The following is a 26,135-nucleotide window of genomic DNA, read 5'->3' as shown; positions in this document are numbered from 1 at the left end:
AACGCCCGGCCCTACCTGCCACCGACGGGCCGGAACGTACGGCGGTACGTGTCCGGCGGCACACCGACGGTCCGGTGGAAGTGCCGCCGCAACGTGGCGGCCGTCCCCATCCCGGACGCCTCCGCGACCTGGTCCACGCTGTCGTCCGTCATCTCCAGCAACTCCTGCGCGCGCCGGATCCGCTGCACGTGCAACCACTGCAACGGCGTAGTGCCCGTCACCGCCCGAAAAAGCCTCGCAAGGTGCCGCGAACTCATGCTGGCCTGCCGAGCCATGTCCTCGACGGTGATCATCTGGTCGAACCGCAACGACACCCACTCGAACAACTCGGTGAGCGGATGACCCTCCCCGGACGGCACCGGCGCCAGCACGAACTGCGCCTGCCCACCGTCCCGATGCGGCGGCACGACAAGCCGGCGCGCCGCCGTGTTGGCAGTGGCAGCACCGAAGTCACTGCGAATCACATGCAGACTGAGGTCGATCGCCGCCGCCTTGCCCGCACTCGTCAACACCTGCCCGTTGTCGACGTAAAGCACGTCAGGATCGACCTCAACGCGCGGATACCTCGAGGCCAACTGATCGGTGTGCGCCCAGTGCGTAGTGGCCCGCAACCCGTCGAGCAGCCCAGCCTCAGCCAGCACGAACGCCCCCGTGCACAACGACACGATCCGCGCCCCACCGTCGTGCGCCGCCCGCACAGCCTCGACCAACCGCGGATCGAGCGGCTGCTCCACGTCCTCGATCGCCGGCACCACCACGGTGTCCGCCTCGACAAGCCGATCGAGTGACAAATCGGGTTCCAGCGTGAACCTGCCGAGACGAGACGTCTCGTCTCCACAAATCCGCACGTCGTAGTCGAGCTGCGGCGCCGTGAAGATCTCGTAGGTGGCCGTCAGCTCGAAGTGCAACATCCCGCTGACCACAGCGAACGCAAGCATGTCCGAAAGTGTACGCATCACGTCGTTCCAGACACTGTTCCCAGCCCACCCCCACGAGTTGACTGATCACATGGGACACAAGATCGCGGTCTACGGCGCCTCCGGCCTCACCGGCACTTTCGTAGTGGCAGAGCTCAGCAACCGAGGCCACACCCCACTCCCGTTCGGCCGCGCACAAGCAACCGCCGACAACCCGGCAGCCCTCGACCGAGCCCTGGCCGGCGCAGAAGCAGTGATCAACACAGCGGGCCCGTTCGCCACCACGGCCCTACCGCTGCTGGCCGCAGCAGAACGAGCCGGCATCCCGTACGTGGACGTGGCAGCCGAAATCGAGGCGAACGCAGACACCTTCGCCCGAGGAGCCTCAGTCCCCGCAGTACCCGCGATGGCTTTCTTCGGAGGCCTGAGCGACCTCCTGGTCACCGCCGCCATGGCCGACTGGACCACAGCGGACGAGGCCCACATCGCCTACAACCTGAGCGACTGGCAACCAAGCCCAGGCACCCTGACCGCAGGCAAGGTCTCCCGAGCCCGCCGAAACGGCCAACGAGTCCGCTTCCACAACGGAAGCCTCACCTACCACGACGAAACCCCGCCGACCCTTACCTGGGGCTTCCCCAGCAGCACCCGTCAGGTGATCGGCGAGTTCTCGATGGCCGACATCGTCACGGTCCCCAGCCACCTGCAAATCCCCTCGGTGACCAACTACATGTCACTAGAGGCTGCCAATGGACTCGCCGCCGCAGGATCACGCCAAGAGCCGGAGACGTTCGAGATCGACGTCCGAGTACGCCGAGCAGGCGAAGAACGCCGAATGACCGCCTCAGGCAAGGACATCTACGCCGTGAGCGCCCCACTAGCAGTAGAAGCCACAGAACGCCTGCTCTCAGCCCGCTACACCACCACAGGCGTAGCAGCAGCAGGAGCAATGTTCGACGCCAAAGACTTCCTAAACGCCTTGACCGCCATCCAGACGACCAACAACGCCTGATGGGCCCCGAGGTCGCGAAGCGACGAGGCGGCCGGGGGTCCGGGGGCGCGCCCCCGGCGTGGGGGTCTGGGGGCTCGGCCCCCAGAGGACACCCGAGAACGAGAAAGGGTGAGTGCTGTCCACGAACAGCACTCACCCATCGAGTGGAGGTGCCGGGAATCGAACCCGGGTCCTGTGCCGGTTCATCAGGGCTTCTCCGTGCGCAGTCCGCTGTGTCTCTGCTTGACCCCACCTGTCACGCGAACGAGCAGGTGTGACGGGCCCAGTCGCTGTGAGTTTCCCGAACAGTCTCCGCGACCGAGACTGCAGGTAAGCCCTCTAGCTGATGCCGGGAACTAGGCCGAAGGCACTCCTAGGCCGACAACCGCTAGCTTTCGCTGTCAGGCAGCGAGAGCGTACGCGGTGCGCTTGTCGTTAGACGTGGCGCTTATTGGTTTGCGATGACGCTTAACGGTGGTCTCTCGCCTGCACCGGCACGCTTCCCCTGAATCAACGTCCACAGTCGAAACCGTTCACCCCCTGGTAGTGGTTGCACCTAGCATAACGACTGGGGCCAGCGAGTTCTTCCCGAGGCAGGTAGGGCTGTCCCCACCTTCGACCGGATGGCTGGCCAGATGGTCTCTGACCAGCGGGAACGACACCATGGACGTCATGAGGAAACCGAACGCGCTCGCAGCCGGGTTCTACCTGCTGACCAACCTGGTGACCGGCATCTTCTGGTTCACCCTCTCCGTCGTGCTGACCGTGGTCGGGTTCGCGACGGCGATCATCTGGGTGGGTCTGCCGCTGCTGTGGCTCGCGATGAACGTCGTGCGGGGTGGCGCGACGATCGAGCGATCGTGGGTGAGGGCGGCGCTGCGCACGGACATCCCCCAGCCGTACCGGGAGAGGCCGCCGGGCACGCTGTGGCAGCGTTGGAAGGCCCAGTTCACGGATCCGGCGACGTGGCGCGACTTCGGTTACCTCCTGCTGCTCCTGCCGGTCGGCATCCTCGAGTTCTCCGCCGTCCTCGCCATGTGGTCGATCGCGGCGGCGTTCATCGCGGTGCCGTTCTGGATCGGCACGGCACCGTTCGCGGTGATCGTGGGTGATTTCTGGACGATCGACTCGTTCGTGTCGGCCTTGCCGGTGTCGTTGATCGGGCTGGCGCTGATCCCGTTCGCCGTTCTCGGCACGAGGGCGCTCGGCACGGTGCACGGCAAGTTCGCGCGCGCCATGCTCGGTCCGACGCGGGCGGACGCGCTGGCGATCGAGGCGGAACGTCTCCAGTCGAGCCGGGCGCGGGGTGTGGAGGCGGCCGAGGCGGAGCGCCGGCGCATCGAACGCGACCTGCACGACGGTGCCCAGCAACGGCTGGTGGCGGTGGCGATGGGGCTGGGCCGGGCGAAGTCCAAGATGGACTCGGACCCGGAGGGTGCCGCCGAGCTGATCGCGGAGGCGCACGCGGACGCGAAGCTCGCCATCAAGGAACTGCGGGACCTGGCGCGGGGCATCTACCCGTCGGTGCTGGGTGACCGGGGGCTCGACGCCGCGTTGTCCGCGCTCGCCGCCCGTGTGCCGATCGAGGTCGACCTGCAGGTCAACGTGGATCCGCGTCCTCCGACATCAGTGGAGAGCGCCGCCTACTTCACGGTCGGCGAGGCGCTCACGAACATCACCAAGCATTCCAACGGCACCAAGGCGACCGTGCGGGTCAACAGGGTGGACACCGGGGTGCTGGTGGAGGTCACCGACAACGGTCAGGGTGGCGCGGAACTGAGGCACGGCGGCGGGCTCGCCGGGCTCGCGGACCGGGCTGCCACGATCGACGGTGTGGTTGTCGTCGTCAGCCCCGCTGGTGGGCCGACCGTTATTCGAGCGGAGTTGCCGTGCGCGTGGTGATCGCCGAGGACTCGGTGCTGCTGAGGGTGGGCGTGCAGCGTCTGCTCGCCGACGAGGGCATCGAGACAGTCGCCGCGGTGGAGAACGGTGACGATCTGCTGGACGCCGTCACCGAGCACAAGCCGGACCTGTGCGTGGTGGACGTGCGGATGCCGCCGACGTTCACCGACGAGGGCCTGCGGGCCGCCATCGAGTGCCGCCGCCGCTATCCGGGGCTGCCGGTGCTGGTGCTGTCGCAGTACGTCGAGGAGCGCTACGCCGTGGAGCTCCTGGCGGGCGGTGCGAGCGGCGTCGGTTATCTCCTCAAGGAACGGGTGGCCGACGTGAAGGAGTTCGTCGACGCGGTGCGCAGGGTCGCCGACGGTGGCACGAGCATCGACCACGAGGTGATCACGCAGCTCATGGTGCGCAGCAAGAAGAGCCCGGTCGACAAGCTGACGCCCCGCGAACGCGAGGTGCTCGGCCTGATGGCGCAGGGACTGTCGAACACGGCCATCGCCGGCACGCTCGTGGTGTCCGACGGCGCGGTCGAGAAGCACGTCGGCAACATCTTCGCGAAGCTCGGCCTGGAGCCGTCGAACTCGGAGCACCGCCGGGTGCGCGCCGTGCTCGCCTACCTCGACAGCTGAAGCAGACGGGCGCCGTTGTCGTGCAGGACCGCCTGTTCGGCGGCGGCGTCCAGGCCCCACGAGCGGATGGCGTCGAGCTGCACCTCGTAGGGGTACGGGATGTTCGGGAAGTCGGTGCCCAGCACCACCCGGTCGACCATCCCCGCGATCCGCGAACGCCAGTCCGGCGGCAGCGGCGTCATCTGCTCGGTGAACGGAACGCCGACCATCGTCGTGTCGACGTGCACGTTCCGATAGCGCTCCACGAGGTCCAACGCGCCTGAGTAGTCCGGCATCCCGGCGTGCGCGAGAACGGCCGTCAGCCGTGGATGCTTCTTCAACACCTCTTCGAAGACGCTGAGCCCGGTGAACTCCCCCGGCATCGGCCCGTCGCCGCAGTGCACGACCACCGGCACACCGGCCTCCGCGAGCTGGCCCCAGACGCCGTCCAGCAGCGCGTCACGCGGGTCGTAGGCACCGACCTGGACGTGTGACTTGAAGCAGCGCGCACCGGCCTCCAGGGCCTTGCGCACGTACGCCTCGGCACCCGGTTCCGCGTAGAACGTGCCCGTCGGCACCGCCTCCGGGACCCGTGCCGCGAAGTCGGCCACCCACTCGTTCAGCCACTGCGCCATGCCGGCCTTGTGCGGGTAGAGCAGGGGTGCGAACGCGACGACGCCCAGCTCCCGCAGTGCGGTGAGCCGGGCGTTCTCGTCGGTGCGGTACTGGATGGTCCAGTCGACCCCGGCTTCGCGCACGCGGTCGAAGTAGGCCCAGACCTTGTCCAGGACGTTCGGCGGCATGAAGTGGACGTGGACGTCCACCAGTGCCATCAGTAGCGGCCCTTCAGGGCGCGGCCGTGCGCCTTCGCGATCTCGCGGTTCGCGTCGCGCTTGGCCAGGTCCTGGCGCTTGTCGTAGGACTTCTTGCCCTTCGCGAGCGCGATCTCGACCTTGACGTACCCGTCCTTGAAGTACATCTGCAGCGGCACGAGCGACAGACCGGACTCCTTGGTCTTGCCGATCAGCCGCTCGATCTCCGCCTTGTGCAGCAGCAGCTTGCGCTTGCGCCGGACCTCGTGGTTCGTCCAGGTGCCCGCGACGTACTCCGGGATGTGCAACGCGTGCAGCCAGATCTCGCCGTCGTCGACCTGGGCGAAGGCGTCCACGAGGGACGCCCGGCCCATGCGCAGGCTCTTCACCTCGGTGCCGACGAGCTGAATGCCCGCCTCGTAGGTGTCCAGAATGGACCAGTCGTGCCGAGCCTTGCGGTTCGACGCGATGACCTTCTGCCCGCGTTCCTTGACCATGACGACCAGTCTAAGTGGTTGGCAAAACTCTTAAAGGCGCACGTAGAGGCGGAGTGTCACGTAGCCGGTGGTCGCCGAGATGACTATCGCGACGAGGAACAGCCAGGGCGACACGATCAGGATGTCCAGATAACCGATCGGCGGGATGATGCCCGACTCGGTGAGGTTCCTGGTGATCCGGTCGAGGAAGAACGCCTTGAACAGCACCAGGCCGCCGACCGCGGTGACCGAGCCGATGATGCCCGCGACGACCGCCTCGATGAGGAACGGCAGCTGCGTGTACCACCGTGTCGCGCCCACCAGTCGCATGATGCCGACCTCGACGCGGCGGGTGAACGCCGACACCTGGATGGTGTTCGAGATGAGCAACAGCGCGGCGAACGCCTGGATGAGCGCGAGGATCAGGGCGACGTCGCGCATGCCGTTGAGGCCCTCGAAGAACCGCTCCAGGAACTTGCCCTGGTCGTCGACGCCCTTCACACCGGGCTTGCCCTCGAAGGCCTGCTTGATGACGTCGGTGCGCTCCGGGTCCTCGAGCTTCACGCGGAACGTCGCCGGGATGGCTTCGGGACGCGCGAGTTTGAGCAGTTCCGGCTGGGCCTCGAAGATGCGCTTGAAGCGCTCGAAGCCCTCGTCGCGGTTCTGGAACACCACGGTCTCGACGCCGGACGTCTGCTCCAGCGCGGAACGCAGGCCCGCGCACGGCTGCTGTGTGCAGTCCTTGTCGTTGGCGCTGACATCGTTCGTCAGCAGCACGGAGACCTCGAGCTTGCCCGCGTAGTTGGCCTGCATCTTGTCGACCATGCGGACGACGAGCAGACCACCGCCGAGCAGCCCGAGCGAGATGGCGGTCGTGAGGATCATCGCGATCGTCATCGTGACGTTCCGGCGAAGTCCGGTGATGACCTCGCTGAACACGAAGCTGGTACGCATCGGGGGCGGGGTTCCTTGGGGTTTCGGGGACTAGGAGCGCTTAACGGCCAACGCCGTAAACGCCACGTGCGTCATCACGGACGACCTTGCCGTACGCGAGCTCCACCACTCGGCGGCGCATCGAGTCGACGATGCCGTGGTCGTGGGTGGCCATGATGACGGTCGTGCCGGTGCGGTTGATCCGCTCCAGCAGCAACATGATGTCCTGGCTCGTGTCGGGGTCCAGGTTTCCGGTCGGCTCGTCGGCGATCAGCACCAGCGGGCGGTTCACGAACGCACGGGCGATCGCGACGCGCTGCTGCTCACCACCGGACAGCTCGGTCGGGAACCTGTCCTCCTTGCCGTCGAGGCCCACCAGCTGCAGCACCTCCGGCACCACCTTGACGATGGTGTTGCGGGGCTTGCCGATGACCTCGAGCGCGAAGGCGACGTTCTCCGCCACCGTCTTCGTGGGCAGAAGACGGAAGTCCTGGAACACGCAGCCGATCGACTGGCGCAGGCGGGGGACCCTGCGCCGCGACATCTTGGCGACGTCGAAGTTGGAGACGTAGACGCGTCCCCTGGTCGGCACCTCTTCGCGCAGCAGCAGGCGCAGGAACGTCGACTTGCCGGAGCCCGAGGGCCCGATCAGGAAGACGAACTCGCCCTTCTCCATCTCGACGGACACGTCGTCGAGCGCAGGACGCGTGGAGGTCTTGTAGACCTTGGAAACGTGTTCGAGACGAATCACGAGGCGCGAGTCTACTCATGGCCGGGGTAAAGCCCCCGTTCCGGTTAACTTCGAGCCCCGGAAGGGCGGCTCGAACCTCGACGCGGCGTGTCCGACCAGGCACGACCCGTTCACGAAAAGAGCACGTCCGGCCCTCGTTCGGGGCTGAACGTGCTCTTCGACTCAGATCGGCGACCAGCTCGGGACTACCCCTGCTGGGACTGCTTGCGCCACCGGATGCCGGCCTCGAGGAAGTCGTCGATCTCGCCGTCGAGCACCGCGGACGGGTTGCCGACCTCGTGGTTGTTCCGCAGGTCCTTGACCATCTGGTACGGGTGCAGCACGTAGGAGCGCATCTGGTTGCCCCAGCTGGAGCCGGAGTCCTTCAGCGCGTCCATCTTCGCCTGCTCCTCCTGGCGGCGGCGCTCGAGCAGCTTCGCCTGGAGGACGTTCATGGCCGTGGCCTTGTTCTGCAGCTGCGAGCGCTCGTTCTGGCAGGACACGACGATGCCGGTCGGGATGTGCGTGAGGCGCACCGCCGAGTCCGTCGTGTTGACGCCCTGGCCGCCGGGACCGGACGAGCGGTAGACGTCGACGCGCAGGTCCTTCTCGTCGATCTCGACGTGGTCGGTCTGCTCGACGACGGGCACGACCTCGACGCCGGCGAACGACGTCTGGCGGCGGCCCTGGTTGTCGAACGGCGAAATGCGCACGAGGCGGTGCGTGCCCTGCTCGACGCTCAACGTGCCGTAGGCGTAGGGGGCGCTGACGCGGAACGTGGCGGACTTGATGCCCGCCTCTTCGGCGTAGGAGGTGTCGAAGACGTCGACGCCGTAGTTGTGGCGCTCGGCCCAGCGCGAGTACATGCGCAGCAGCATCTCGGCGAAGTCCGCGGCGTCGACGCCACCGGCCTCGGCGCGGATGGTGATGAGCGCGTTGCGCTCGTCGTACTCGCCGGACAGGAGCGTGCGCACCTCGAGGCTCGCGATCTCCTCGCGCAGCTTGACGCGGTCGTTGTCCGCGTCGGCCGCCGCGTCGGCGTCCTCGGCCTCTTCCGCGAGTTCGTAGAGCAGCGGCAGGTCGTCGAGACGCGAGCGCAGGCCGGTGACCCGGCGCAGTTCACCCTGCTTGTGGGAAAGCGCGCTGGTGACCTTCTGCGCCTTCTCCTGGTCGTCCCAGAGGTCGGGGCGGGTCGCCTGCGCCTCCAGGTCCGCGACAGCGGCGCGCAGCGCGTCGAGGTCCAGCACCGCCTCGATGCTCGAAAGAGTGGCGGAGAGGTCCTTGATGTCTGCTTCGACGTCCGGGTTCACGCAAAAAGATTACGCCAGCACCGGCCACCGGTGCCGACCGGTGCTCTTTTCACGCAAGCGGCCACGGACCGGCGTCGTGCGCTTTCAGCACCCGTGCGGATGCCGAAAGCGACCGGCGTCAGTCCGTGGCCGTCGCGCTCAGGCCGTGGGGATGGCGTCCAGCAGCTTGAGAACGGCCTTCGCGTGAGCGAGACCGAACTCGGCCACCGCCTTGGCGTAGGGGTCCTCCGCCGTCTTGGCCGCGCTCTTCGCGCTCTCCTGTTCCTGACCGTACGTCGAACGCGCGGTCGTGATCAGGGATTCACGCTGCTTCGCGGTCAGCGAACCGGCGTGCACCAGGCGCAGGATGAGCGGGCTGCGCAGGTGGTCCGGGCCGGGCTCGGACAGCAGCCAGTTCTTGAAGGCCTTCTTGCCCGCGGCAGTCAGCACGTACTGCTGGCTGGACCGCGGTCCCTGCTTGCCGAGGCGCAGCAGGCCTTGGTCAGCCAGCGCGGGCAGCTCGCGGTACACCTGGGAGCGGGTCACGCTGAAGAACGCGCCGAAGCGGTCTCCTGCCTCCGCCACCAACTGGCCACCGGTCTTGGGTCCGTCGTGCAGCAGCCCGAGCAGGGCGGCTGCGGTCGCATTCAGGTCTGACACACCGGCAACGTTCCCACGTCCGGGGGAAGCTGTCCACAATGGTCAGCCGTTCTGTCCACAGTGGCTGATCACCGGGCTAGTCTGATGGGCCATGCGGAGCAACGAAAAGTTCCGCTGAGTAAGCGGCAGTTTCCGAGCCTCACGCGTTTGGCCTCTTGACCGTCTGTGTCCATCCCGGATGGAAAAGTCCTTTCGCAGAAACGAAAGCCCCCCGCTCTCACTCGATCGGCGGTACGACTCTCACCGGCCGAAGCCACCCGAATGGACGGTCGGGGTCCAGCGTCGCACGACCTGGTGATGTACGCGCGGACCCCTTTCCCGCGCCCGATGTTCCGGGAAAATGATCATTGCCAGAACGGCGCAGTCGGACGACGGAGGTCGGGGACCGTGAAGAACCTGAACTTGAAGTGGCTGGACCACAAGAAGGTGGCGGCACACACCAGGGCGTGGGTGACGGGAGGCATCCCGGAGCAGGCCGGCAAGGACGAGTGCATGGTCTGCGGCAAGCAGATCCGCAAGCACCGCACCGTCAACGGAGAGGGCCGCATCTGCTCCAGCATGCTGTGCGCGCAGTACTGGGCGGAGAACATGACCTGAACGACCCCGCTCGAGGTACGGGGGTTCGCCCCCGGCACGGGGGCCCGGCAGAAAAGCAGATGGCCGGAACCTGATGGTTCCGGCCATCTGACCAGCAGCGGGGACAGGATTTGAACCTGCGACCTCTGGGTCATGAGACCAGCGATGATGTTCGATCAACTTCTGGCCGACCTGCAGATTTCCCAGCAAACTGCAGGTGAGCCGCGTACAGGCCGCCAGAAATTCAAGAAGTACGTCTCGAAGACTCGCAACAGGTCCGAAGGGCGGCCTGACCAGCGGGTGGCTGCTGACATCCGGAGAACCTGAAACCAACGTGACCGGTTGCACACTTTCTCTGGCGGCCTCCACGCAACTCGGCCCGCGACCGGTCATACCGCGATTCGTCGGAGTCCCACGGTGCCCGGTGCAGTGACGTGGGACAGATAGAGGCCGGTGCCGTCGCTGCCCACCTGCCAGTCGAAGCCGTAGCAGCCGATAGTGCGGCGGATGCCGCCCGGTATAACCGCCGTGTAGCAGTACTGGTTCGTGACCTTCACGAATACGGCCGTGTCCCCGACCCAGCCGACAATCGACCCGATGTCCACCAGGCTTGCGTCGGTTGCGCCGGTGTCGGTGTCCACGATCGCCGGTCCACAGCGATTGGTCGGTGTGTCGAAGCACGCCCACAGCACAAAGTGGCCGCCGGACCGGGAGAACACGCTTGGCGCCACCGCCTCCGGGTTGACGGTTACCGACGCTGTGTAGTTCTCCATGACGGCGCCCGTGAGCACGTCCACGAGATGGGTCGTGCGGATGTTGCCCTGCACTTGTTCGACCACCGCCTTGCGGCCGTCCTGGGTGAGCCGGGCACCGAAGTAACGGTCGGCGGTGGAGAGCAGGCGGGAACCACCTGCTCGATCCCACACCCGGAGGCCGGTGACGCCGTAGAAGTCGCCGGGCCTGTGTTCCATCATGGTGAGGTGCTGGGAGTCGGCGGTCCACGGCTCCGTGGCGCCGGGGGTGGAGGACGCGACGGCTCGGCAGCCTTGGCCGTTTCCGCAGGGCAGGTCACTGAGCTGGTTGGTCGCGGGGCGCCAAGTCCGCACCCGGTCGACGGTGTGGTCCTGGTCGCGGCTGTTGAAAGCCAGGAGAGTGCCGTCAGGTGACCACACCGGGGTGTCGCTCTGGGTCCCGTAGCCGAAGGGTGGGCTGTCCGTGATCCTGCGGGTTGTGCCGGTGTGGCTGTCCCAGACGAAAACGTCGTACCAGCCGTGGTTGCCATCCGGGTCACCCGGTTCGGGCGCGTCGAGATTCTCCCTCGAGACGAACGCGAGATACCTGCCGTCCGGCGACCAAGCCAGGTTCGAGTCGGCGCCGCCATAACCGATGCCGGAGTCGGAGAGTCCGTAGGTCAGCGGGATCATCGTGGTGGAGTTCTTGTCGTACACGGCGACGACCCCGGTGGCGCCGAGAATCGTGGCGATGTGGCGGCCGTCCGGGCTGGGTTGTGCGGCCGACACCCATGGACCCGCGTAGCCCGGGTCGTAGCCGGTGCTTCCGCTGCTACCCACGGACATACCGAAGTTCGGCACCCCATCCGGCCCGGAGTCGGGTGCCGGAGCGACCTTCAAGGTCACCCGGAGGGTGGTGGTCTGACCCCGGCAGGTGATCGTGACGGTGACACCGTACGTGCCGAGCGCATCGGTCACACCGGACACGGCCACTATGCCGAAGGCCCACCCGCCGACAAGCGACAGCCCGGGAGGCAGTCCATCCGCGCGGTAGACCATGTCGCGGTCGTCGCAGTACGGCTGGACGTCCAGGTACTGCACGTAGACCAGATGCGCGTGCGCGGTCGCCCAGGCCGTGGGCCCGACGGTCACCGGGCTGGTCACAGTGATCCGGAAATCCCGCGAGACCGTTGTGCCTGGCTGGTCCCTCACCGTGATCGTCGCGGTGCTGACGCCGCCGGCGGTGGGTGTACCGGTGAGGACGCCCTGTGCGGACAGCGCCAGTCCGGGCGGAAGGTTCACCGCCTGCCACGAGTACGGCGACACGCCGCCGCTTGCCTGGAGTCGCACGTTGACGGCTTGGCTCACCGGGTACGGGCCGAGGTCGCCCGTCACGATCGACAGTGGATGGGTGCCGCCGCCTGGACACTGCCGGAAGAGGGTCCACGGGCCGAGCCGCAACGTGAGCACGGTGTACTTGAACTGTTTGATCCACAGGTTGATCCGCAGGTCGAAGTCCGCGGTGATGGCGACAGACAGCTCGACGCAACGGCTTTGGTCCACCGACGCCTTGAATTCCGGGCCGAGGGTGATCCCGGCGCCTGCGACGTCCAGCAGCTTGACCGACGCGTCCGCGCCGATCAGCAACGACGCCGACACGTCGGCGCCGACGGAGGCGTCCTCGGTGGCCTGCGAACCAGCGTTGTAGGTACGGATCGACAGGTCGGGATTGGTGGAGAAGCCGACCATCCGGTAGAAGCGTTCCGTGAAGGTGATGTTGCCCGCGACTGTGGCCTCGAACCGCAGCGCCGGCGCGAGGTCGACGGTCACCGGCACCGAGGTCGGCAGTGTCCAGACGAGACGGTGGGTGTTGCGGAACGCGGCGGACAGCTCGCACGTCACCTTGCCGTGCACCTCGCCGGAGAATCGCACGACCGGCTCGGTCTGCACGTAGAACGACACGTACGGTGCGACGCCGAAGCCGACGCGCTGTTCGAAGTGGACTCTCGTGTTCTCGAACCGCACCAGCGACGCCGACACAGAGACACCGGTGCTGACGTCGCAGTCGAATGCACCCGCCCCGAAGTCGATGAGCGAGTTCTCAACGCTCGTCTCTCCGCCGCCGATGTCGCTTGCGGTGACGTCCGCGCGGGCGGCGGGCGTGGCCGCGGTAGTGGTCGGGATGAGGTCGGCAGGTCCGTCATATCCGACGTCGAGCACGCGGAACACCTCGTCGAGGGCCACCGGCGCCAGTGTGACATCGGTCGTGCCGCCAATGCCCGGTTTCACGGCGGTGACCCGCCCGGCAAGGCCACTCGGGTAGACAGCGCCACCGCCCTGGAGCACGACCGCGGTGCCCTGGGCGGGAACCGCAGCACCGGCAGGTAAGCGCACCGTGTAGCCGGTCGTCGAGTCGCCGGTTACTGCGGTGACCCCATCCGGTGGGAGCGTCAGTGTGCCGGGTGCCGCCTCAGCCGTCGTGTGTTGTGTCGTCGCCGGCGCGGGATCGAGGTCGTTGGTGAACCAACCGGCAACGTCCGCAAGGAGATGGGTGCCGGACTGCGTGAAAAGGTTCACGGTGCCGTTTTCGCCCAAGGGACTCGTCACCAGGTTCGGGCGAGTCTGTCCAGGGAGATCCAGGTTGAGGCTGGACGCGAGGGGACGTGGTTGCCCCGCTGGGTAGGCGGAGACGTACCCGGTGCCGGTGGCGTCCACACCGGTCACGTTGGTAACCACCGCAGCGGCACTTGCGGCTGGAATCGGGGCGCCGCGGACTGCGACGACCGCGTTCGGGCCGGGCTTCTGTCCGCTGTAGCCCTTCTGCGGCCCGTCCACGCGGGTGTCAAGCACCCGGCTCGGGCTGGTGGGCACGAACAACCCGCTGGTCTTCTGGCTGGCTCGGCTGGTGGTGAACCAGCCGACGACATCGACAACCAGGTCAGTGGACTGCGACGCGAACAGGTTGATCCGCCCCGCGCTGGAGACCGGCACCCAAACCGCGTTCGGGATCGTCTGCCCGACCCGGGTGAAGTTGAGATTGGACGCCAGCGGCCGGGAAACGCCGTCCGGATACGCGGTGATGTACCCGCCCGAAGCGCCGGTGTTGGTGGCCGTCACGTTCAGCGCCACCGCCGCCACCCCGTCGGCGGGCACTCCACCGCGGCCGGTCACCTGCAGGCCCACCGTGGCGCCCGCGCCCGGTTTCGGTCCTGTGTAACCGGTTTGCGGTCCGTCAGACCGGGTGTCCAGCAGCCGGGCCGGTGTCACCGGGACAAGCCGGCCGTCCGCCGCGCTCACGGTCGGCGTGAAGTACCCGGCGACGTCAGCCACGAGATGTGCGGGCACGAGGGTGTAGAGCGCCACCTGCCCGGACGCGGACAAGGGCACGACCACCAGGTTGGGAATCGTCTGGCCGACGAACTCGGGGTTCAGATTCGATGCCAGCGGTCGCGGCCCGTCGGCCGGGTACACCGTGACGAAGCCCGCCCCTTCGGTCTCCGTCGCGGTCACGTTGAGCACGACGGCGGACACGTCCTTGACCGGCACCCCACCACGGCCGGCCACCTGGAGCTGCACTACTCCACCGCTGTTCGGCTTGCCGCCGCTGAAGCCGGTTTGGCTGCCTGGCCTGGTGTCGAGCAACCGGGCAGGCGTCAACGGGACGTAGCGAGACGTGCCGCCGGGCACCACGACGATCCGCGCTCCCGGACCGGCATCCCCCGCCGCAAACGTGCCGTCGCCGTCGTAGGCGGCCGTCACCGTGTGGACTCCGACGTCCAGATCGGACAAGGGCAACGTGGCCGCGCCATCCACCAGCGCCACACGCGTGCCCGCACGACCGTCAACAGCGAACAGCACGTTTCCCGTCGGTGTTCCGACGGCGTCGCGACCTGCGACGACAGCAGTGACCCGCACCTCGTCGCCCACGGACACCGGCGATGCCGACACGCTCATGGAGACGGTCACCGGCGAATTCGTCTGCCCAACAGCCGTGTTCGAGGGCACGACCACCAAGAACACGATCATGGAGGCCACCGTCACCAGCAATCCAACCCGACGCCCTCCCTTCCCCAGCGCCACGCCCGCACTCCCGTCACCACACCCCACCGGCACTACCGTTGTGCGGATGTCGCGCGGCCGATGCACCGCGTTACACGCGCTCTGCGCTGACTCCGGCCTGGTCACAATGCTGGAGGACACGCCAGGTGTGCAGTTTCTGGCTGACGCGGGCTATCAGGGATCAGGAGCCCAGACCTGCGGGCAGGTGAACACACCGCCGCACCGGAAGTTCCGGTGTTCCACCACCACGGCAGGACCGCCTCGACACAGCCCCGGCACCCGGACCGGGCAGGCGGCCCGGAAGTCCGTCTGCGCGTGCCAACCAGTCCCGAGATGCGGGCCCGGAGTCCGACGAACCCGATGGCGCCCAGGAGTAGAGCCCTCACGCAACGTCAAAGATGATCTTGGAGCGGGACTGGTTCGATGACATCTGGATGGCAAAAAGATCAAGGCCACGATCACTTCGAAAGTGATCGTGGCCTTGACCTGCGTAACTTAGTAGCGGGGACAGGATTTGAACCTGCGACCTCTGGGTTATGAGCCCAGCGAGCTACCGAGCTGCTCCACCCCGCGCCGCTTCTAACTTGTGTTGCTGTCTTGCTGTTGTAAGGAGAACTCTACACCCCCCGAAAACCGCTTTTTCACCACCCCCCTCTAACGACGTTTCCGCAGGTAGAGGGCCACACAGGCGCTACCTGCCGGTCGTGGAGCCGAGGATTGCCGGACAGGCCTTCTTCGAACGAAAAGCCGGCCCGTCGCAGCAGCGGATTCAGTTGTCGAAAAGCAAGAGGCCCGGAACCTGATGGTTCCGGGCCTCTGCCTTGTAGCGGGGACAGGATTTGAACCTGCGACCTCTGGGTTATGAGCCCAGCGAGCTACCGAGCTGCTCCACCCCGCGTCGGTAATTAGAACCTTACGCGGGGCGGAGCAGATAAAGCAAATCGGTAGGTCAGCCAGACGGTGTGGGGCTCGGCACAACCGACGACTGGCCCGTCGTCGGCGCGGCCGGCGCACCGGTGTTGTACTGCTTGAACCTCTTCGAGGCGTCGTCCAGCTTCGAGTACGCCTGGCCGAGCTCGGTGAAGTTCCCGCTCGTCTGCGCCCGCTTGATGTCGGCCAGGGCCGCGTCGATGTCGTTGATGGCCTTCTGCAGGTCAGGACTCAACGAGCTGTTCGCGGGTGGCGTCGTCGGCGACGTCGAGGTCTGGCCGTTGCCGTTGCTGTTGTCGCTCGGCGGCGGCACGACCGAGCCCGCACCGCTGAGCACCTGGTCCAGCGCCTCGTTCAGCGTGGACGCGTAGCCGACCCGGTCGCCGTACCAGACGAGCACCTTCGACAGCTGCGGGTACGACGTGTTGTTCGACGCGCGCTCGATGTAGACGGGTTCGACGTAGAGCAGCGCTCCGCCCACGGGCAACGTGAGCAGGTTGCCGTAGACGACCGTCGTCTTCTGCTGGGTCAGCAGGTTGAGCTCGCGACTGACGTTGTCGGACGTGAGGAACTGCGTCTGGATCTGCTGCGGGCCCTTCGCGTCCTGGTTGAGCTGCAGGACGCTGATCTTCCCGTAGTTGTCCGGATCGGATCCGACCGAGACGTGGGCCGCCATGAACTCCCGGTTCTCACGCACGAGCGGGCTGGTCAGCTGGAAGCGGACCTTGCTCGGGTCGCTCGGGTCACCGGCGAGGACGTAGAACGGCGGCTGGGCGTCGCGGCGCTTGCTCGCCGCGTCGCGCTGGGCGTCGGCCGTCGTCACGTTGTCGATCGTCGGGTCCTGCGGCGGTGCCCAGTAGGCGACACCGGAGTAGAAGTCCGACGGCGACGAGACGTGGTACTTCGACAGGATCTGCCGCTGCACCTTGAACAGGTCCTCGGGGTAGCGGAAGTGCTGGCGCAGCTCGTTGGAGATCTCGCTGCCCGGCTTCACCGTGCCCGGGAAGACGCCCATCCACGCCTTGAGGACCGGGTCCTTGTCGTCGATCTGGTACAGGCTCACGGTGCCGTCGTAAGCGTCCACAGTGGCCTTGACCGAGTTGCGGATGTAGTTGACGGGCTTGTTGACCTGCGAGATGACGACGCCGTCCGCGGTGAGCGAGTCGTTCGTCGCGTCACCGAGCTGGGTGCGCTGCGCGTACGGGTAGTTCTCGAGCGTGGTGTAGCCGTCGACGATCCACGTGATGCGGCCGTTGACGACGGCCGGGTACGGGTCGCTGTCCACCGTGAGCCACGGGGCGACGGCCTGCACGCGGTCGCGCGGGGTGCGCTTGAACAGGATCTTCGAGTCGTCCGCGATCGACTGGTTGAAGAGGATGTTGCGCTCGCCGTAGTACGCCGCGAAGGCGAGCTTGTTGAACAGGCTGCCGATCGGGACGCCGCCGCCACCGGTGTAGGTGTAGGACTTGGCGTCCGTGTCGTACTCCGCCGCCGAACCGGCCGGGCGGCCGCCGACGATCGAGTAGTCGTTCTGGCCGAACAGCTCGCCGTAGTACGTGCGCGGCTGGTCGACCTTGATGCCCTTCGGGTCGTTGCCGATCTCGCCGTTGGACTTGACCTCACCGGTCTTGAAGTCCGGGTAACCGCCGTTGGACTCGTCGGCGATCGCGTTCACCTTGTTCGCCTCGGCGTAGACGAAGCCGTTGCCGTGCGTGTAGATGAGGTGCTGGTTGATCCAGTCGCGCTGGCCCTGCGGCAGGCTGTCGAGCTTCAGCTCGCGCACCGCGACGATGTAGTCGCGCAGCTTTCCGTCCACTGTGTACCGGTCGACGTCGAGCTTGTTCGGGAAGCCGTAGAACGGCCGCAGCTGCTGGAACTGCGTGAAGGTGCGCGCCAGCACGGCCGGGTCGAGCAGGCGGATGTTGCCCAGGGTGCCCGCGTCGTTGACCTTGAGCTGGTCGTTGGTGACGTTCTGCTTGCCGTCGTACGGCTTCGTCTCGACCTTGTCGTCGGTCAGCCCGAACGACTGCCTCGTCGCCGCGATGTTGCGGGTGATCGACTCGGCTTCCTTCTGGATGGCGTTCGGCTTGACCGAGAACTGCTCCAGCACCGCGGGCCACGCCGCGCCGACGAGCACGCTCGACAGCACCAGCAGCACGGTCGCGATGGCGGGCAGCTGCACGTTGCGCATGAACGCGCCCGCGAAGAACGCGACGGCGCAGAACACCGCGATGCACAGCAGGATCAGCTTGGCCGGCAGCACCGCGTTGAGGTCGGTGTAGCTCGCGCCGACGAACTTCTCGTTCTCGTGCAGCAGCAGCGTGTACCGGTCGAAGAAGTACGCGACGGCCTTCAGCAGCACGAACGTGCCGGCGACGAGCGCCAGGTGCAGCCGCGCGGGACCGGAGAGCTGTCCGCCGCGACCGGCCAGCCGGATGCCGCCGAACAGGTAGTGCGCGATCACCGCGCCGATGAACGACACCGCGACCGTGATGAACAGCCACGACAGCAGCCACTCGTAGAACGGCAGCTGGAACGCGTAGAAGCCGATGTCGTGCCCGAACTGCGGGTCGGTCACGCCGAACGGCTGCGAGTTCAGGAACAGCTGGACGTGCTCCCAGTCGTTCTGCGCCGACGCGCCCGCGATCAAGCCGACGAAGACGGGGATGCCGATCGAGAACAACCGCATCCGCCGCATCACGACGGTGCGGTAGCGCGCCACCGGGTCGTCCGGCCCGGACACCGGCACGAACACCGGCCGCGCCCGGTAGGCGAGCAGGAGGTTCAGCCCGACGATGCCGCCGACCACGAGCCCGACGGCCGCGAACAGCCCCAGCCGGGTGAGCAGCACGGTGCTGTAGACGTCGCGGAATTTCACCTCGCCGAACCACAGCCAGTTGACATAGGTGTCGAGCAGCCGCGATCCCGTGATGAGACCGAACAGGAGCACAACTCCGACGATGAGCAGTATTCGGCTGCGTCGGGACAGTTTCGGCAGTCCGACCGGAGGCCGTGTGGCCACGAGGCACGCTCCTGGATCGCGGTAAATCGATACGTACGTTTAGTCCAACTCTACGGACGACGCCCTGGGTTCCCGTGAAGTCCGCCGTCTTACGATGACATGCGTGTCAGCGAGTGAAACGCCAGCGGTCATCCTTCCGACGGTCGCCCGCGAGGTCGAGGAGTTCGTAGCGGCAGGCGGCTGGGAGCAGCCACCGCAACTCTTCGCCCTAGTGGCCACCTCAGACCTGCTCGACCAGCAGCCGGAGCTGCGGGACCAGCTCGACCCCGAGTCGAGCCCGCTGACCCCGATCGCCCAGGACTCCCTGGACGGCGATCTGGGCGACGCGCTCGCGGGCATCGAGTGGCCCCCGGCCGTGACCGGCTGCGCCCTGGCCCAGGAGATCGTCGTCCTGCCCCCGGAGGCGGAGACGGAACTGAGCCACGGCGAACTGGACGACGAGGCGGCGCGGAAGTTCGCCGCCGAGCACCCGTCACGCCGCGAGGCGCGCATGGTGGCCGCGGTCCTGCGTGACGGCTCGGTCTTCTGCGTGCTGCGCCTGCGCGGGACGGCCGAGGTGCCGGAGGAGGTCGTCGAGCACCCCGAGCTGGCGCCCAACCTCACCGACGCCCTGCTCGCCACGCTGCGCCCCTAGTCACGTCCCCCAGGCTGGCACAACCCCGGCGCCTGATCGCGCCGGGGTTGTGATCTCGTTGCCTGGTGTTCGCGGTGAGCGGACAGCGCGCCGGTCAGCAGCTCGGTGTGTCCTTGCCGGCGTTGAGCGCCTCCAGCGACGACACGGCGTCCGTCAGGTTCTCGACCTTGATCAGCTTGAGGTCGCTCGGCGCCTGCTGCTTCGCGTCGGTGCAGTTCGCGGCGGGCACGAGGAACGCCTGCGCGCCCGCTTCCTTCGCGGCGACCATCTTGAACGCGATACCGCCGATCGGCTTCACGGTGCCGTCTCCCGTGATCTCGCCGGTGCCCGCGATGGCCTTGCCACCGTTGAGCTCGCCGGGCGTCAGCTTGTCGACGATCGCCAGCGCGAAGATCAGGCCGGCCGACGGGCCGCCGACGTCGGACAGGCTGATCTTGATCTTGAACGGCACGTCGGCGCGGTCGACCGGCGAGATGCCGATGAAGCCCGCGGGCCGGCCGTCGTCGCGGGTGCCCAGGGTGAGCTGCGTCGACTGGGAGGTGCCGTCCTTCTCGAACGCCACCTCGATGCGCTCGCCCGGCTTGGTGTTCTCCAGCGCGGAGCTCACGTCGGCGGCGCTCTGCACCTGCTTGCCGTTGACGGAGATGATGCGGGCGCCGAGCGGGATGACGTTCTCCGCGGGGCTGCCCTTGGTGACCTGGTTCGCGATCACCATGCCCGGATACTTGAGGTAGTGCAGCGCGGCGACCTCGGCGGAGGTCTGCGACTCGCTGAACGCGAGCTCGTTGTTCTTCTGCACCTCCTCCTCCGACTCACCGGGCTTGAAGAACTCCTCGCGCGGCGCCAGGGCGTAGCGGCCCGACAGCCACAGGCCCAGCGCGCCGAACAGCGAGACGTCGTCGGTGAGCGAGACCGTCGTCATCCGCAGGGTTCCCTTGGTGGGGAAGGTGTCCTGGCCGTCGACCGAGACCACGTCGGTGTCCTTGACCTGGCCGAGCACGTCGTAGGTCGGGCCGGGGCCCAGCGCGACGTACGGGACTCTGGCGAAACCGCCGAGCAGTCCGAGTGCCGCCACCACCAGGAAGCTGACGATCAGCGTCCAGGTCCGGCGCGTCAGTCCGCGTTCCCTCGGCGGGGGCGCGGGCGGGGGTGCGGTCGTGACGGTTTCACTCACGGCTGAACAGCGTACGACCATGTCGGTCCGCGTACGGTAGAGGCATGAGTGACGTGCCGTTCGGGTTCAGCCCGCACGACCCCGACGACAAGAGCGGGAAGCCGGGAGACAACCCGTTCGACTTCAGCCAGCTGGGCAACATGCTCAGCCAGCTGGGCTCCATGCTGAGCAACGCGGGGTCGTCGAGCGGGCCAGTCAACTACGACCTCGCGAAGCAGATCGCGTTCCAGCAGCTGTCCTCGACGACGACCACGATCGGGTTCGCCGGCGACCAGTCGAGCGCGGTCACCGACGCCGTGCACCTGGCCGAGATGTGGCTGGACCCGGTCACGTCGCTGCCCGCCGGCACCCGCACCACGCAGGCGTGGACCGCGCGCGACTGGATCGAGCGCACCATTCCGACCTGGCAGCGCCTGTGCGACCCGGTCGCGCAGCGCATGTCCGGCGCCTGGGTCGAGGCGATGCCCGCCGAGGCCAAGCAGGCGGCCGGCCCGTTGCTCGCGATGCTCGGCCAGATGGGCGGCATGGCGTTCGGCTCGCAGCTCGGCAACGCGCTGGCGCAGCTCGGCGCCGAGGTGCTCACCTCGACCGACGTCGGCCTGCCGCTCGGCCCCGAGGGCACCTCCGCCCTGCTGCCGGCGAACATCGAGAAGTTCACCGAGGGCCTGGAGCGCCCCGCGTCCGAGGTGATGGTGTTCCTCGCCGCGCGCGAAGCCGCTCACCAGCGCCTCTTCACCCACGTGCCGTGGCTGCGGCAGCGCCTGCTCGACACCGTCGAGGAGTTCGCCAAGGGCATCAAGGTCGACACCTCCGCCCTGGAGCAGCTCGCGGGCCAGATCGACCCGTCGAACCCCGCCTCCATCGAGGAGGCCATGGGCTCGGGCCTGCTCGAACCGCAGACCACCCCGGAGCAGAAGGCCGCTCTCGAGCGCCTGGAGACGCTCCTCGCGCTCGTCGAGGGCTGGGTGGACGTCGTGGTCGACTCCGCCGTCTCCGAACGCCTGCCGGGCGCTCCCGCCCTGCGCGAGACGCTGCGCCGCCGCCGTGCCTCCGGCGGCCCGGCCGAGCAGACGTTCGCGACGCTCGTCGGCCTGGAGCTGCGCCCGCGCAAGCTGCGCGCCGCCTCCGCCCTGTGGAAGCTGGTCGGCGACCAGCACGGCGTCGAGGTGCGCGACAGCGTGTGGGAGCACGCCGAGCTCGTCCCGACGGCCGCGGACCTGGACGACCCCCTGGAGTTCGCCGAGCGCCTCACGAACACCCGCAAGGCCCTCGAGGACCCGATCGCCGAGCTGGAGCGCACCATGCGCGAGGACGGCGAGAAGGGCGACAAGCCTGAAGAGGCCTGATCGGCTCTTGAACGTGCAGCGCGCCCGGTGAGGACTTCCCTCGCCGAGCGCGTTGCGTTCGTGCGGTCCTTCAGTCCTCGGTGATCCCCCAGCCTGCGGCGGCCGAGAGACCCTCCAGGTAACCCATGGCCCGCTCGGTCTTCTGGTAGCGGTGCACCCACTCCCAGAAGTCCTTGCCGTGCCCTGGCACCAGCAGGTGCGCGAGCTCGTGCACCAGCACGTAGTCGAGCACCCACGGCGGCACGTCGCGCAGCCGTTCGGACACGCGGATCGTGCCCTCCGTCGGCGTGCAGGACGCCCAGCGCGTGCGCATGGGCGGCACCCAGCGCACGCTCACCGGCTCCGCCAGCGAGTCCAGGTAACGCGCCGAAAGCTCGGCGCACCGCGCCATCAACGCTTCGTCCGATGTGCGCGCAGGGGACTTCCTGCGCGTCTCACTGCGCTGGAGGCGGCTCAACATCTCCGCGACCCAGTGCTTCTCTTCCCCCTTGGTCATCCGTGCCGGTAGGAGGACGACGACGGTGTCGCCCTCCCGGTACGCGCTGACCATGCGGCGGCGCCGGGGGCTCCGCCGCACTTCCACCCGCGGTTCGGCCATGGATTCACCGTAAACGTCGCCACCGACAATTTTCGGCCCCCAACCGGCGGCAGGCGCGCACCCGGCGGGTGAAGTTCCACCGAACGGCGGCTGGACACGCGCGGAATCGACATGCGCGGTTTCGCACGCTTGCAGAGGTACCGTCGCGCCAAGGTCCCCGAGTGTGTCCGCACTCACAACTGCAAGGGAGGGGCTGTGGCCGAGTCCTACAACGGCTATTGCGTCAAGTGCCGCGAGAAGCGGGACTTCGACGGCAACGTCGAGGAGACCAATGGTCGGCGCATGGCGAAGGGCACCTGCCCTGTCTGTGGCACGAAGATGACGCGGATCCTCGGCAAGGCCAAGGTCTGACGTTTGCGCTGGCAGGGGGCGCCGCCCCCTGCCAGTCTCTACCGTCGTGGAGACAAGACCTCGCGTGCGTGCCGGACTGGCAGTGGTGCGCAGAGCCCCCGGCGTCGTCCAGGTGGGCACCGACCCGAAGCACGCCGTCGTGATCGACTCGCTGCCCGAGGCGCTGGTCGACGAACTGATCACGATGGACGGCCGGCACACTGTCGCTGAACTGGGTGAAAGGCTGAAAAGCCGCGGCGGGAGCCCCACCCAGCTGGGTGAAGTTCTCTCCTCACTCGAAGACGCCGGCCTGCTCGACGACGGACCTCCCGAGAGGGGTGGGACAGCCGCCGTCCACGGGTCCGGACACCTTGCACTTTCAGTTACTTCGCTTCTAGCGGAATCGAGCGTTCAGCTCGCGCACAACGCGGATCTGACCGTGCTGGCGGCGACGCTGGTCCCCGATCCGAACCTCGTGGGCACGCTGATGGCGTTCCGCACGCCGCATCTGGCCGTGCGCGTCCGTGAGGGCGTGGGGATCGTGGGGCCGCTGGTCCTGCCTGGCCGTTCTTCGTGCCTGAACTGCGCGGACCTGCACCGCACCGACCAGGACCCGGCGTGGCCCGTCATCGCGGCCCAGCTCGTCGGCAAGCCCGCCTCGTCGGACGTGCTGGTGGCGTCGGGCACGGCGGCGTTGGCGGTGGCGCAGATCCTGGAGTCGTTGATCTACCTCCGCGGCCGCGACCTGACCCCTCCGCCAGTGCTGAACGCCACTCTCGAGCTGGACCTCGCGTCCGGTGTTGCTGAGAGGCGAAGCTGGTATCCGCACCCTGACTGTCAGTGCTCCGCACATAACATGGCCGAGTGACCGAGATTCCGCGCAAGGCCGTGCAGCGCACCGCCAAGCTGGCGAGCCTCCCGCTCGGGGTGGCAGGCCGGGTTGTCGGCGGCTGGGGGAAGCGACTGACCGGACGCGCGGCCGACGAGGTCAACGCCGAGGTGACGGCCAAGACGGCGGAACAGGTCTTCGCGGTGCTGGGCCAGCTCAAGGGCGGCGCGATGAAGTTCGGCCAGGCCCTGAGCGTGTTCGAGGCGGCGGTCCCGGACGAACTGGCGGCGCCGTACCGCGAGGCGCTGACGAAGCTGCAGACCGCGGCCCCGCCGATGCCCGCCCGCACCACGCACCGCGTGCTCGCCGAACAGCTCGGAGCGTCCTGGACGAAGCGCTTCCAGGAGTTCGACGACGACCCGGCCGCGTCCGCGTCGATCGGCCAGGTGCACCGCGCGGTGTGGCACGACGGCCGCGAGGTCGCGGTGAAGGTCCAGTACCCCGGCGCGGACGAGGCCCTGCGCGCCGACCTGAAGCAGCTGCTGCGGTTCTCCCGGTTGCTGCAGGCGATCATGCCCGGCACCGACGTGCGCCCGCTGCTGGAGGAGCTGCGCGACCGGTACCTGGAGGAGCTCGACTACCGCGACGAGGCCGCGAACCAGCGCACGTTCGCGAAGGCCTTCGAGAACGACCCGCACGTGCTCGTTCCCCGGGTCATCGCCTCGTCGCCCAAGGTCATGGTGACCGAGTGGACCTCGGGCGTGGGCCTGTCGTCGATCATCCGCGAGGGCTCCGTCGAGGACCGCGACCTGGCCGGACAGCTGCTGGCCGAGTTCCACTTCTCGGCCCCGTCCCGCTCGGGCCTGCTGCACGCCGACCCGCATCCCGGCAACTTCATGCTGGGCGACGACGGCCGCCTGCGCGTGATCGACTTCGGCGCCGTGGCCCGCCTGCCGGACGGCCTGCCCAAGACCCTGGGCCTGATGACGAGGCTGGCCCTCGACGGACGCTCCGCCGACCTGGTCGAACTGCTGCGGACCGAGAACTTCATCCGCGAGGGCATGGAACTGCACGGCGAGGACGTCCTCGGCTACCTCGCCCCGTTCGTCGAACCGCTGCGCGCCGAGTCGTTCCACTTCACCCGCCGCTGGCTGCAGTCGCAGGCGGAAAGGGTGGGCGACCTGCGCAGCCCGGATTCACAGACGGGCCGCTCCCTGAACCTGCCGCCGCAATATCTGCTGATTCACCGAGTGACAATGGGCGCGACGGGCATTCTCTGCCAGCTCGACGCCCACGTGACAGCGCACGAAATCGTCGCGCGCTGGCAACCAGGATTCGCCGACTAACTCGTCCGAGTGAACCCGAGGGAAGTTATCCACAGGTTCGCCCTGACCCCGGTTCAACACCCTTCCCGTGCCCCACGATGGGCACATGACACACATCGCCACCACCGCTGAACTGCGCGAATCCGGAATCTCCTCACGCGAGATCCAGCACCACTGCACCCCCGCCGGGTCGTGGCAGCGCCTGCTGCCCGGCGTCGTCCTGACCAAGCCGTCCCCCGCGACCCGGCTGGACAGACTCCGCGCGGTCCTTTCTTTCGCAGGCCCTTCTTCGGTGATCACAGGAGCGGACGCGCTGGTCCGCCAAGGAGCGGCACTTCCCCTGCCCAGACACATTCACGTGCTGGCGGGAAGCAATGTGCGAAGAGCCAATCCAGGAATCCTGCTGGAACGCACCACCCGCCCACCAGACGTGGTGGAACGCCACGGCCTACGCCTGGCCCCTCCCCCCAGGGCAGCCCTGGACATGGCCCGGCGGGAGCTGAACCCACGCGCCGTGGTGGAGATCCTCGACGCCGTGGTGGACGCCCGGCTGTGCACGCCGGGCGAACTCCGCGAGGAGTTACGGGTGAGCAGCCGCCGGGGAACAGCGCTGTTCAGACAGGTCTTGTCACACCTGTACCCGACCTGACCGCCCCGCGCCTTCGCGCCCGCGCCGCCCATATCCAGGGGCCTCGCACTGGTTTTTTGAGGAGGTAGACACCTGACGCCTCGCGTTGCCTCGTTCAGGCGGGAGCACCAATCGGGCTCGCGCCGGCTCCCCCAAGAGTCAGCACCCACCAAACTCGCGCGGGCTCCCCTGAGAGGCAGCATCCACCGGGCTCGCGCGGACTCCTCACAGCCGCCACCTACCGTCCCGCGCTACCTCATTCAGGCGGGAGCACCTGTCGGGCTCGCGCCGGCTCCCCCAAGAGGCAGCACCTACCGGGCTCGCGCGGACTCCTCACGGCCGACACCTCACGCCTCGCGCCCGCTCCCACTCACTAGCCAACTCACACTTCCGCACTTCACCCGCATGACCCTCGCCATGCGGGCCTCACCGCCCTGACGGCAGCACCCGACACTCACGGCCGACACCGCTTCACCCCAGCAACTCATCCCACGCCACCCTCAACCCAGGCGCCGGCCGGCAACCCACATCACCCCGGTGGCCCGGCGCCAACCCACTCCCGGCCTACCGCACAACCCGCCGACACTTCACCCGACCGCGTGATCCGCATGATCCGCGTTCCCAGGCGAGTCAGC

The 26,135-nt window shown here is 67.7% G+C and carries 21 protein-coding genes, 2 tRNA genes and 1 other RNA gene; 10 read left to right on the top strand and 14 right to left on the bottom strand.

The features are described from left to right. Nucleotides 1-11 precede the first annotated feature (11 nt). Nucleotides 12-938 (bottom strand): GlxA family transcriptional regulator, encoded by a 927-nt coding sequence (locus PV646_RS34770; RefSeq protein WP_500346551.1) that lies wholly within the window; start codon nucleotides 936-938, stop codon nucleotides 12-14. 70 nt (nucleotides 939-1,008) lie between these two features. On the opposite strand from PV646_RS34770, the gene PV646_RS34765 reads away from it, so the two are divergent. Next, the gene (locus PV646_RS34765; protein ID WP_500346550.1) at nucleotides 1,009-1,929 is read left to right on the top strand and encodes a saccharopine dehydrogenase NADP-binding domain-containing protein; all 921 of its coding nucleotides are present in this window, start codon (nucleotides 1,009-1,011) and stop codon (nucleotides 1,927-1,929) included. A 141-nt stretch (nucleotides 1,930-2,070) separates the two neighbouring features. On the opposite strand, the gene ssrA is transcribed toward PV646_RS34765, so the two are convergent. Next, nucleotides 2,071-2,449: a transfer-messenger RNA gene (gene ssrA / locus PV646_RS34760) on the bottom strand. Between the two features lie 131 nt (nucleotides 2,450-2,580). Here ssrA and PV646_RS34755 point away from each other — a divergent pair. Together PV646_RS34755 and PV646_RS34750 are read left to right on the top strand one after the other, a co-directional pair. Continuing rightward, a complete protein-coding gene (locus PV646_RS34755; protein WP_500346549.1) occupies nucleotides 2,581-3,810 on the top strand; it encodes a sensor histidine kinase in 1,230 nt (409 codons plus the stop codon). Further along, entirely contained in the window at nucleotides 3,804-4,439 is a 636-nt protein-coding gene (locus PV646_RS34750; protein WP_500347061.1) for a response regulator, read from the top strand. The genes PV646_RS34755 and PV646_RS34750 overlap by 7 nt, the downstream gene beginning before the upstream one ends. Here PV646_RS34750 and PV646_RS34745 read toward each other — a convergent pair. The 6 genes from PV646_RS34745 to PV646_RS34720 all read right to left on the bottom strand — a co-directional run bounded on the left by PV646_RS34745 (nucleotide 4,424) and on the right by PV646_RS34720 (nucleotide 9,318). After that, a complete protein-coding gene (locus PV646_RS34745; protein WP_500346548.1) occupies nucleotides 4,424-5,251 on the bottom strand; it encodes an amidohydrolase family protein in 828 nt (275 codons plus the stop codon). The two genes, PV646_RS34750 and PV646_RS34745, sit on opposite strands and share 16 nt — an antisense overlap. Continuing rightward, nucleotides 5,251-5,727, bottom strand: a complete 477-nt coding sequence (smpB, locus tag PV646_RS34740; RefSeq protein ID WP_189160483.1) for an SsrA-binding protein SmpB — start codon at nucleotides 5,725-5,727, stop codon at nucleotides 5,251-5,253. The genes PV646_RS34745 and smpB overlap by 1 nt, the downstream gene beginning before the upstream one ends. A gap of 30 nt (nucleotides 5,728-5,757) precedes the next feature. Continuing rightward, the gene (gene ftsX, locus PV646_RS34735; protein ID WP_439663516.1) at nucleotides 5,758-6,660 is read right to left on the bottom strand and encodes a permease-like cell division protein FtsX; all 903 of its coding nucleotides are present in this window, start codon (nucleotides 6,658-6,660) and stop codon (nucleotides 5,758-5,760) included. 40 nt (nucleotides 6,661-6,700) lie between these two features. Continuing rightward, the gene (gene ftsE / locus PV646_RS34730; RefSeq protein ID WP_086666930.1) at nucleotides 6,701-7,390 is read right to left on the bottom strand and encodes a cell division ATP-binding protein FtsE; all 690 of its coding nucleotides are present in this window, start codon (nucleotides 7,388-7,390) and stop codon (nucleotides 6,701-6,703) included. Nucleotides 7,391-7,575: 185 nt separating this feature from the next. Beyond that, entirely contained in the window at nucleotides 7,576-8,679 is a 1,104-nt protein-coding gene (prfB, locus tag PV646_RS34725) for a peptide chain release factor 2 (RefSeq protein ID WP_500346547.1), read from the bottom strand. Between the two features lie 138 nt (nucleotides 8,680-8,817). Continuing rightward, complete coding sequence (locus PV646_RS34720) at nucleotides 8,818-9,318, bottom strand: PadR family transcriptional regulator (protein WP_030470382.1); 501 nt, start codon at nucleotides 9,316-9,318, stop codon at nucleotides 8,818-8,820. Nucleotides 9,319-9,705: 387 nt separating this feature from the next. On the opposite strand from PV646_RS34720, the gene PV646_RS34715 reads away from it, so the two are divergent. Continuing rightward, nucleotides 9,706-9,915: a hypothetical protein gene (locus PV646_RS34715; RefSeq protein WP_089922009.1), complete on the top strand. Its 210-nt coding sequence runs from the start codon at nucleotides 9,706-9,708 to the stop codon at nucleotides 9,913-9,915. Between the two features lie 368 nt (nucleotides 9,916-10,283). Here the strand turns inward: PV646_RS34715 and PV646_RS34710 are convergent, their stop codons facing one another. From PV646_RS34710 to PV646_RS34695, 4 genes are all read right to left on the bottom strand, one after another. Beyond that, nucleotides 10,284-14,651, bottom strand: a complete 4,368-nt coding sequence (locus PV646_RS34710; protein WP_500346546.1) for an Ig-like domain repeat protein — start codon at nucleotides 14,649-14,651, stop codon at nucleotides 10,284-10,286. Nucleotides 14,652-15,183: 532 nt separating this feature from the next. Then, nucleotides 15,184-15,257: transfer RNA gene (locus tag PV646_RS34705), tRNA-Met, on the bottom strand. 251 nt (nucleotides 15,258-15,508) lie between these two features. Beyond that, nucleotides 15,509-15,582 (bottom strand) — tRNA-Met (locus tag PV646_RS34700). A gap of 51 nt (nucleotides 15,583-15,633) precedes the next feature. After that, nucleotides 15,634-18,636: a UPF0182 family protein gene (locus PV646_RS34695; RefSeq protein ID WP_500346545.1), complete on the bottom strand. Its 3,003-nt coding sequence runs from the start codon at nucleotides 18,634-18,636 to the stop codon at nucleotides 15,634-15,636. A 103-nt stretch (nucleotides 18,637-18,739) separates the two neighbouring features. Between PV646_RS34695 and PV646_RS34690 the strand changes: the two genes are divergently transcribed. Then, the gene (locus PV646_RS34690; protein WP_500346544.1) at nucleotides 18,740-19,270 is read left to right on the top strand and encodes a PPA1309 family protein; all 531 of its coding nucleotides are present in this window, start codon (nucleotides 18,740-18,742) and stop codon (nucleotides 19,268-19,270) included. Nucleotides 19,271-19,364: 94 nt separating this feature from the next. On the opposite strand, the gene PV646_RS34685 is transcribed toward PV646_RS34690, so the two are convergent. After that, the gene (locus PV646_RS34685) at nucleotides 19,365-20,444 is read right to left on the bottom strand and encodes a YlbL family protein (RefSeq protein WP_500346543.1); all 1,080 of its coding nucleotides are present in this window, start codon (nucleotides 20,442-20,444) and stop codon (nucleotides 19,365-19,367) included. Between the two features lie 44 nt (nucleotides 20,445-20,488). Here PV646_RS34685 and PV646_RS34680 point away from each other — a divergent pair, with 44 nt between their 5' ends. Then, nucleotides 20,489-21,790, top strand: coding sequence for a zinc-dependent metalloprotease (locus tag PV646_RS34680; protein ID WP_500346542.1), 1,302 nt, complete (start codon nucleotides 20,489-20,491; stop codon nucleotides 21,788-21,790). Between the two features lie 70 nt (nucleotides 21,791-21,860). On the opposite strand, the gene PV646_RS34675 is transcribed toward PV646_RS34680, so the two are convergent. Next, complete coding sequence (locus PV646_RS34675) at nucleotides 21,861-22,388, bottom strand: M48 metallopeptidase family protein (protein WP_189160477.1); 528 nt, start codon at nucleotides 22,386-22,388, stop codon at nucleotides 21,861-21,863. 195 nt (nucleotides 22,389-22,583) lie between these two features. Between PV646_RS34675 and PV646_RS34670 the strand changes: the two genes are divergently transcribed. The 4 genes from PV646_RS34670 to PV646_RS34655 all read left to right on the top strand — a co-directional run bounded on the left by PV646_RS34670 (nucleotide 22,584) and on the right by PV646_RS34655 (nucleotide 25,521). After that, entirely contained in the window at nucleotides 22,584-22,739 is a 156-nt protein-coding gene (locus tag PV646_RS34670; protein ID WP_189160476.1) for a DUF5679 domain-containing protein, read from the top strand. 46 nt (nucleotides 22,740-22,785) lie between these two features. Beyond that, the gene (locus tag PV646_RS34665; protein ID WP_500346541.1) at nucleotides 22,786-23,586 is read left to right on the top strand and encodes a hypothetical protein; all 801 of its coding nucleotides are present in this window, start codon (nucleotides 22,786-22,788) and stop codon (nucleotides 23,584-23,586) included. Then, nucleotides 23,583-24,893 (top strand): ABC1 kinase family protein, encoded by a 1,311-nt coding sequence (locus PV646_RS34660; RefSeq protein WP_500346540.1) that lies wholly within the window; start codon nucleotides 23,583-23,585, stop codon nucleotides 24,891-24,893. The genes PV646_RS34665 and PV646_RS34660 overlap by 4 nt, the downstream gene beginning before the upstream one ends. Nucleotides 24,894-24,978: 85 nt before the next feature. After that, complete coding sequence (locus tag PV646_RS34655) at nucleotides 24,979-25,521, top strand: hypothetical protein (protein ID WP_500346539.1); 543 nt, start codon at nucleotides 24,979-24,981, stop codon at nucleotides 25,519-25,521. Nucleotides 25,522-26,135 lie beyond the last annotated feature (614 nt).

The sequence above is a fragment of the Streptomyces sp. ID05-26A genome, from assembly GCF_033794685.1.
Taxonomy (GTDB): domain Bacteria; phylum Actinomycetota; class Actinomycetes; order Mycobacteriales; family Pseudonocardiaceae; genus Lentzea.
This window is presented reverse-complemented; position numbering and strand designations above follow the sequence as displayed.

Bases quoted from the DNA above. Each gene is read 5' to 3' on its own strand.
- PV646_RS34675 (WP_189160477.1), bottom strand. From the start codon at position 22,388: ATGGCCGAACCGCGGGTGGAAGTGCGGCGGAGCCCCCGGCGCCGCCGC.
- PV646_RS34710 (WP_500346546.1), bottom strand. From the start codon at position 14,651: ATGATCGTGTTCTTGGTGGTCGTGCCCTCGAACACGGCTGTTGGGCAG.
- PV646_RS34745 (WP_500346548.1), bottom strand. From the start codon at position 5,251: ATGGCACTGGTGGACGTCCACGTCCACTTCATGCCGCCGAACGTCCTG.
- PV646_RS34755 (WP_500346549.1), top strand. From the start codon at position 2,581: ATGAGGAAACCGAACGCGCTCGCAGCCGGGTTCTACCTGCTGACCAAC.
- PV646_RS34770 (WP_500346551.1), bottom strand. From the start codon at position 938: ATGCTTGCGTTCGCTGTGGTCAGCGGGATGTTGCACTTCGAGCTGACG.
- ftsX (WP_439663516.1), bottom strand. From the start codon at position 6,660: ATGCGTACCAGCTTCGTGTTCAGCGAGGTCATCACCGGACTTCGCCGG.
- PV646_RS34680 (WP_500346542.1), top strand. From the start codon at position 20,489: ATGAGTGACGTGCCGTTCGGGTTCAGCCCGCACGACCCCGACGACAAG.
- PV646_RS34655 (WP_500346539.1), top strand. From the start codon at position 24,979: ATGACACACATCGCCACCACCGCTGAACTGCGCGAATCCGGAATCTCC.
- smpB (WP_189160483.1), bottom strand. From the start codon at position 5,727: ATGGTCAAGGAACGCGGGCAGAAGGTCATCGCGTCGAACCGCAAGGCT.
- PV646_RS34765 (WP_500346550.1), top strand. From the start codon at position 1,009: ATGGGACACAAGATCGCGGTCTACGGCGCCTCCGGCCTCACCGGCACT.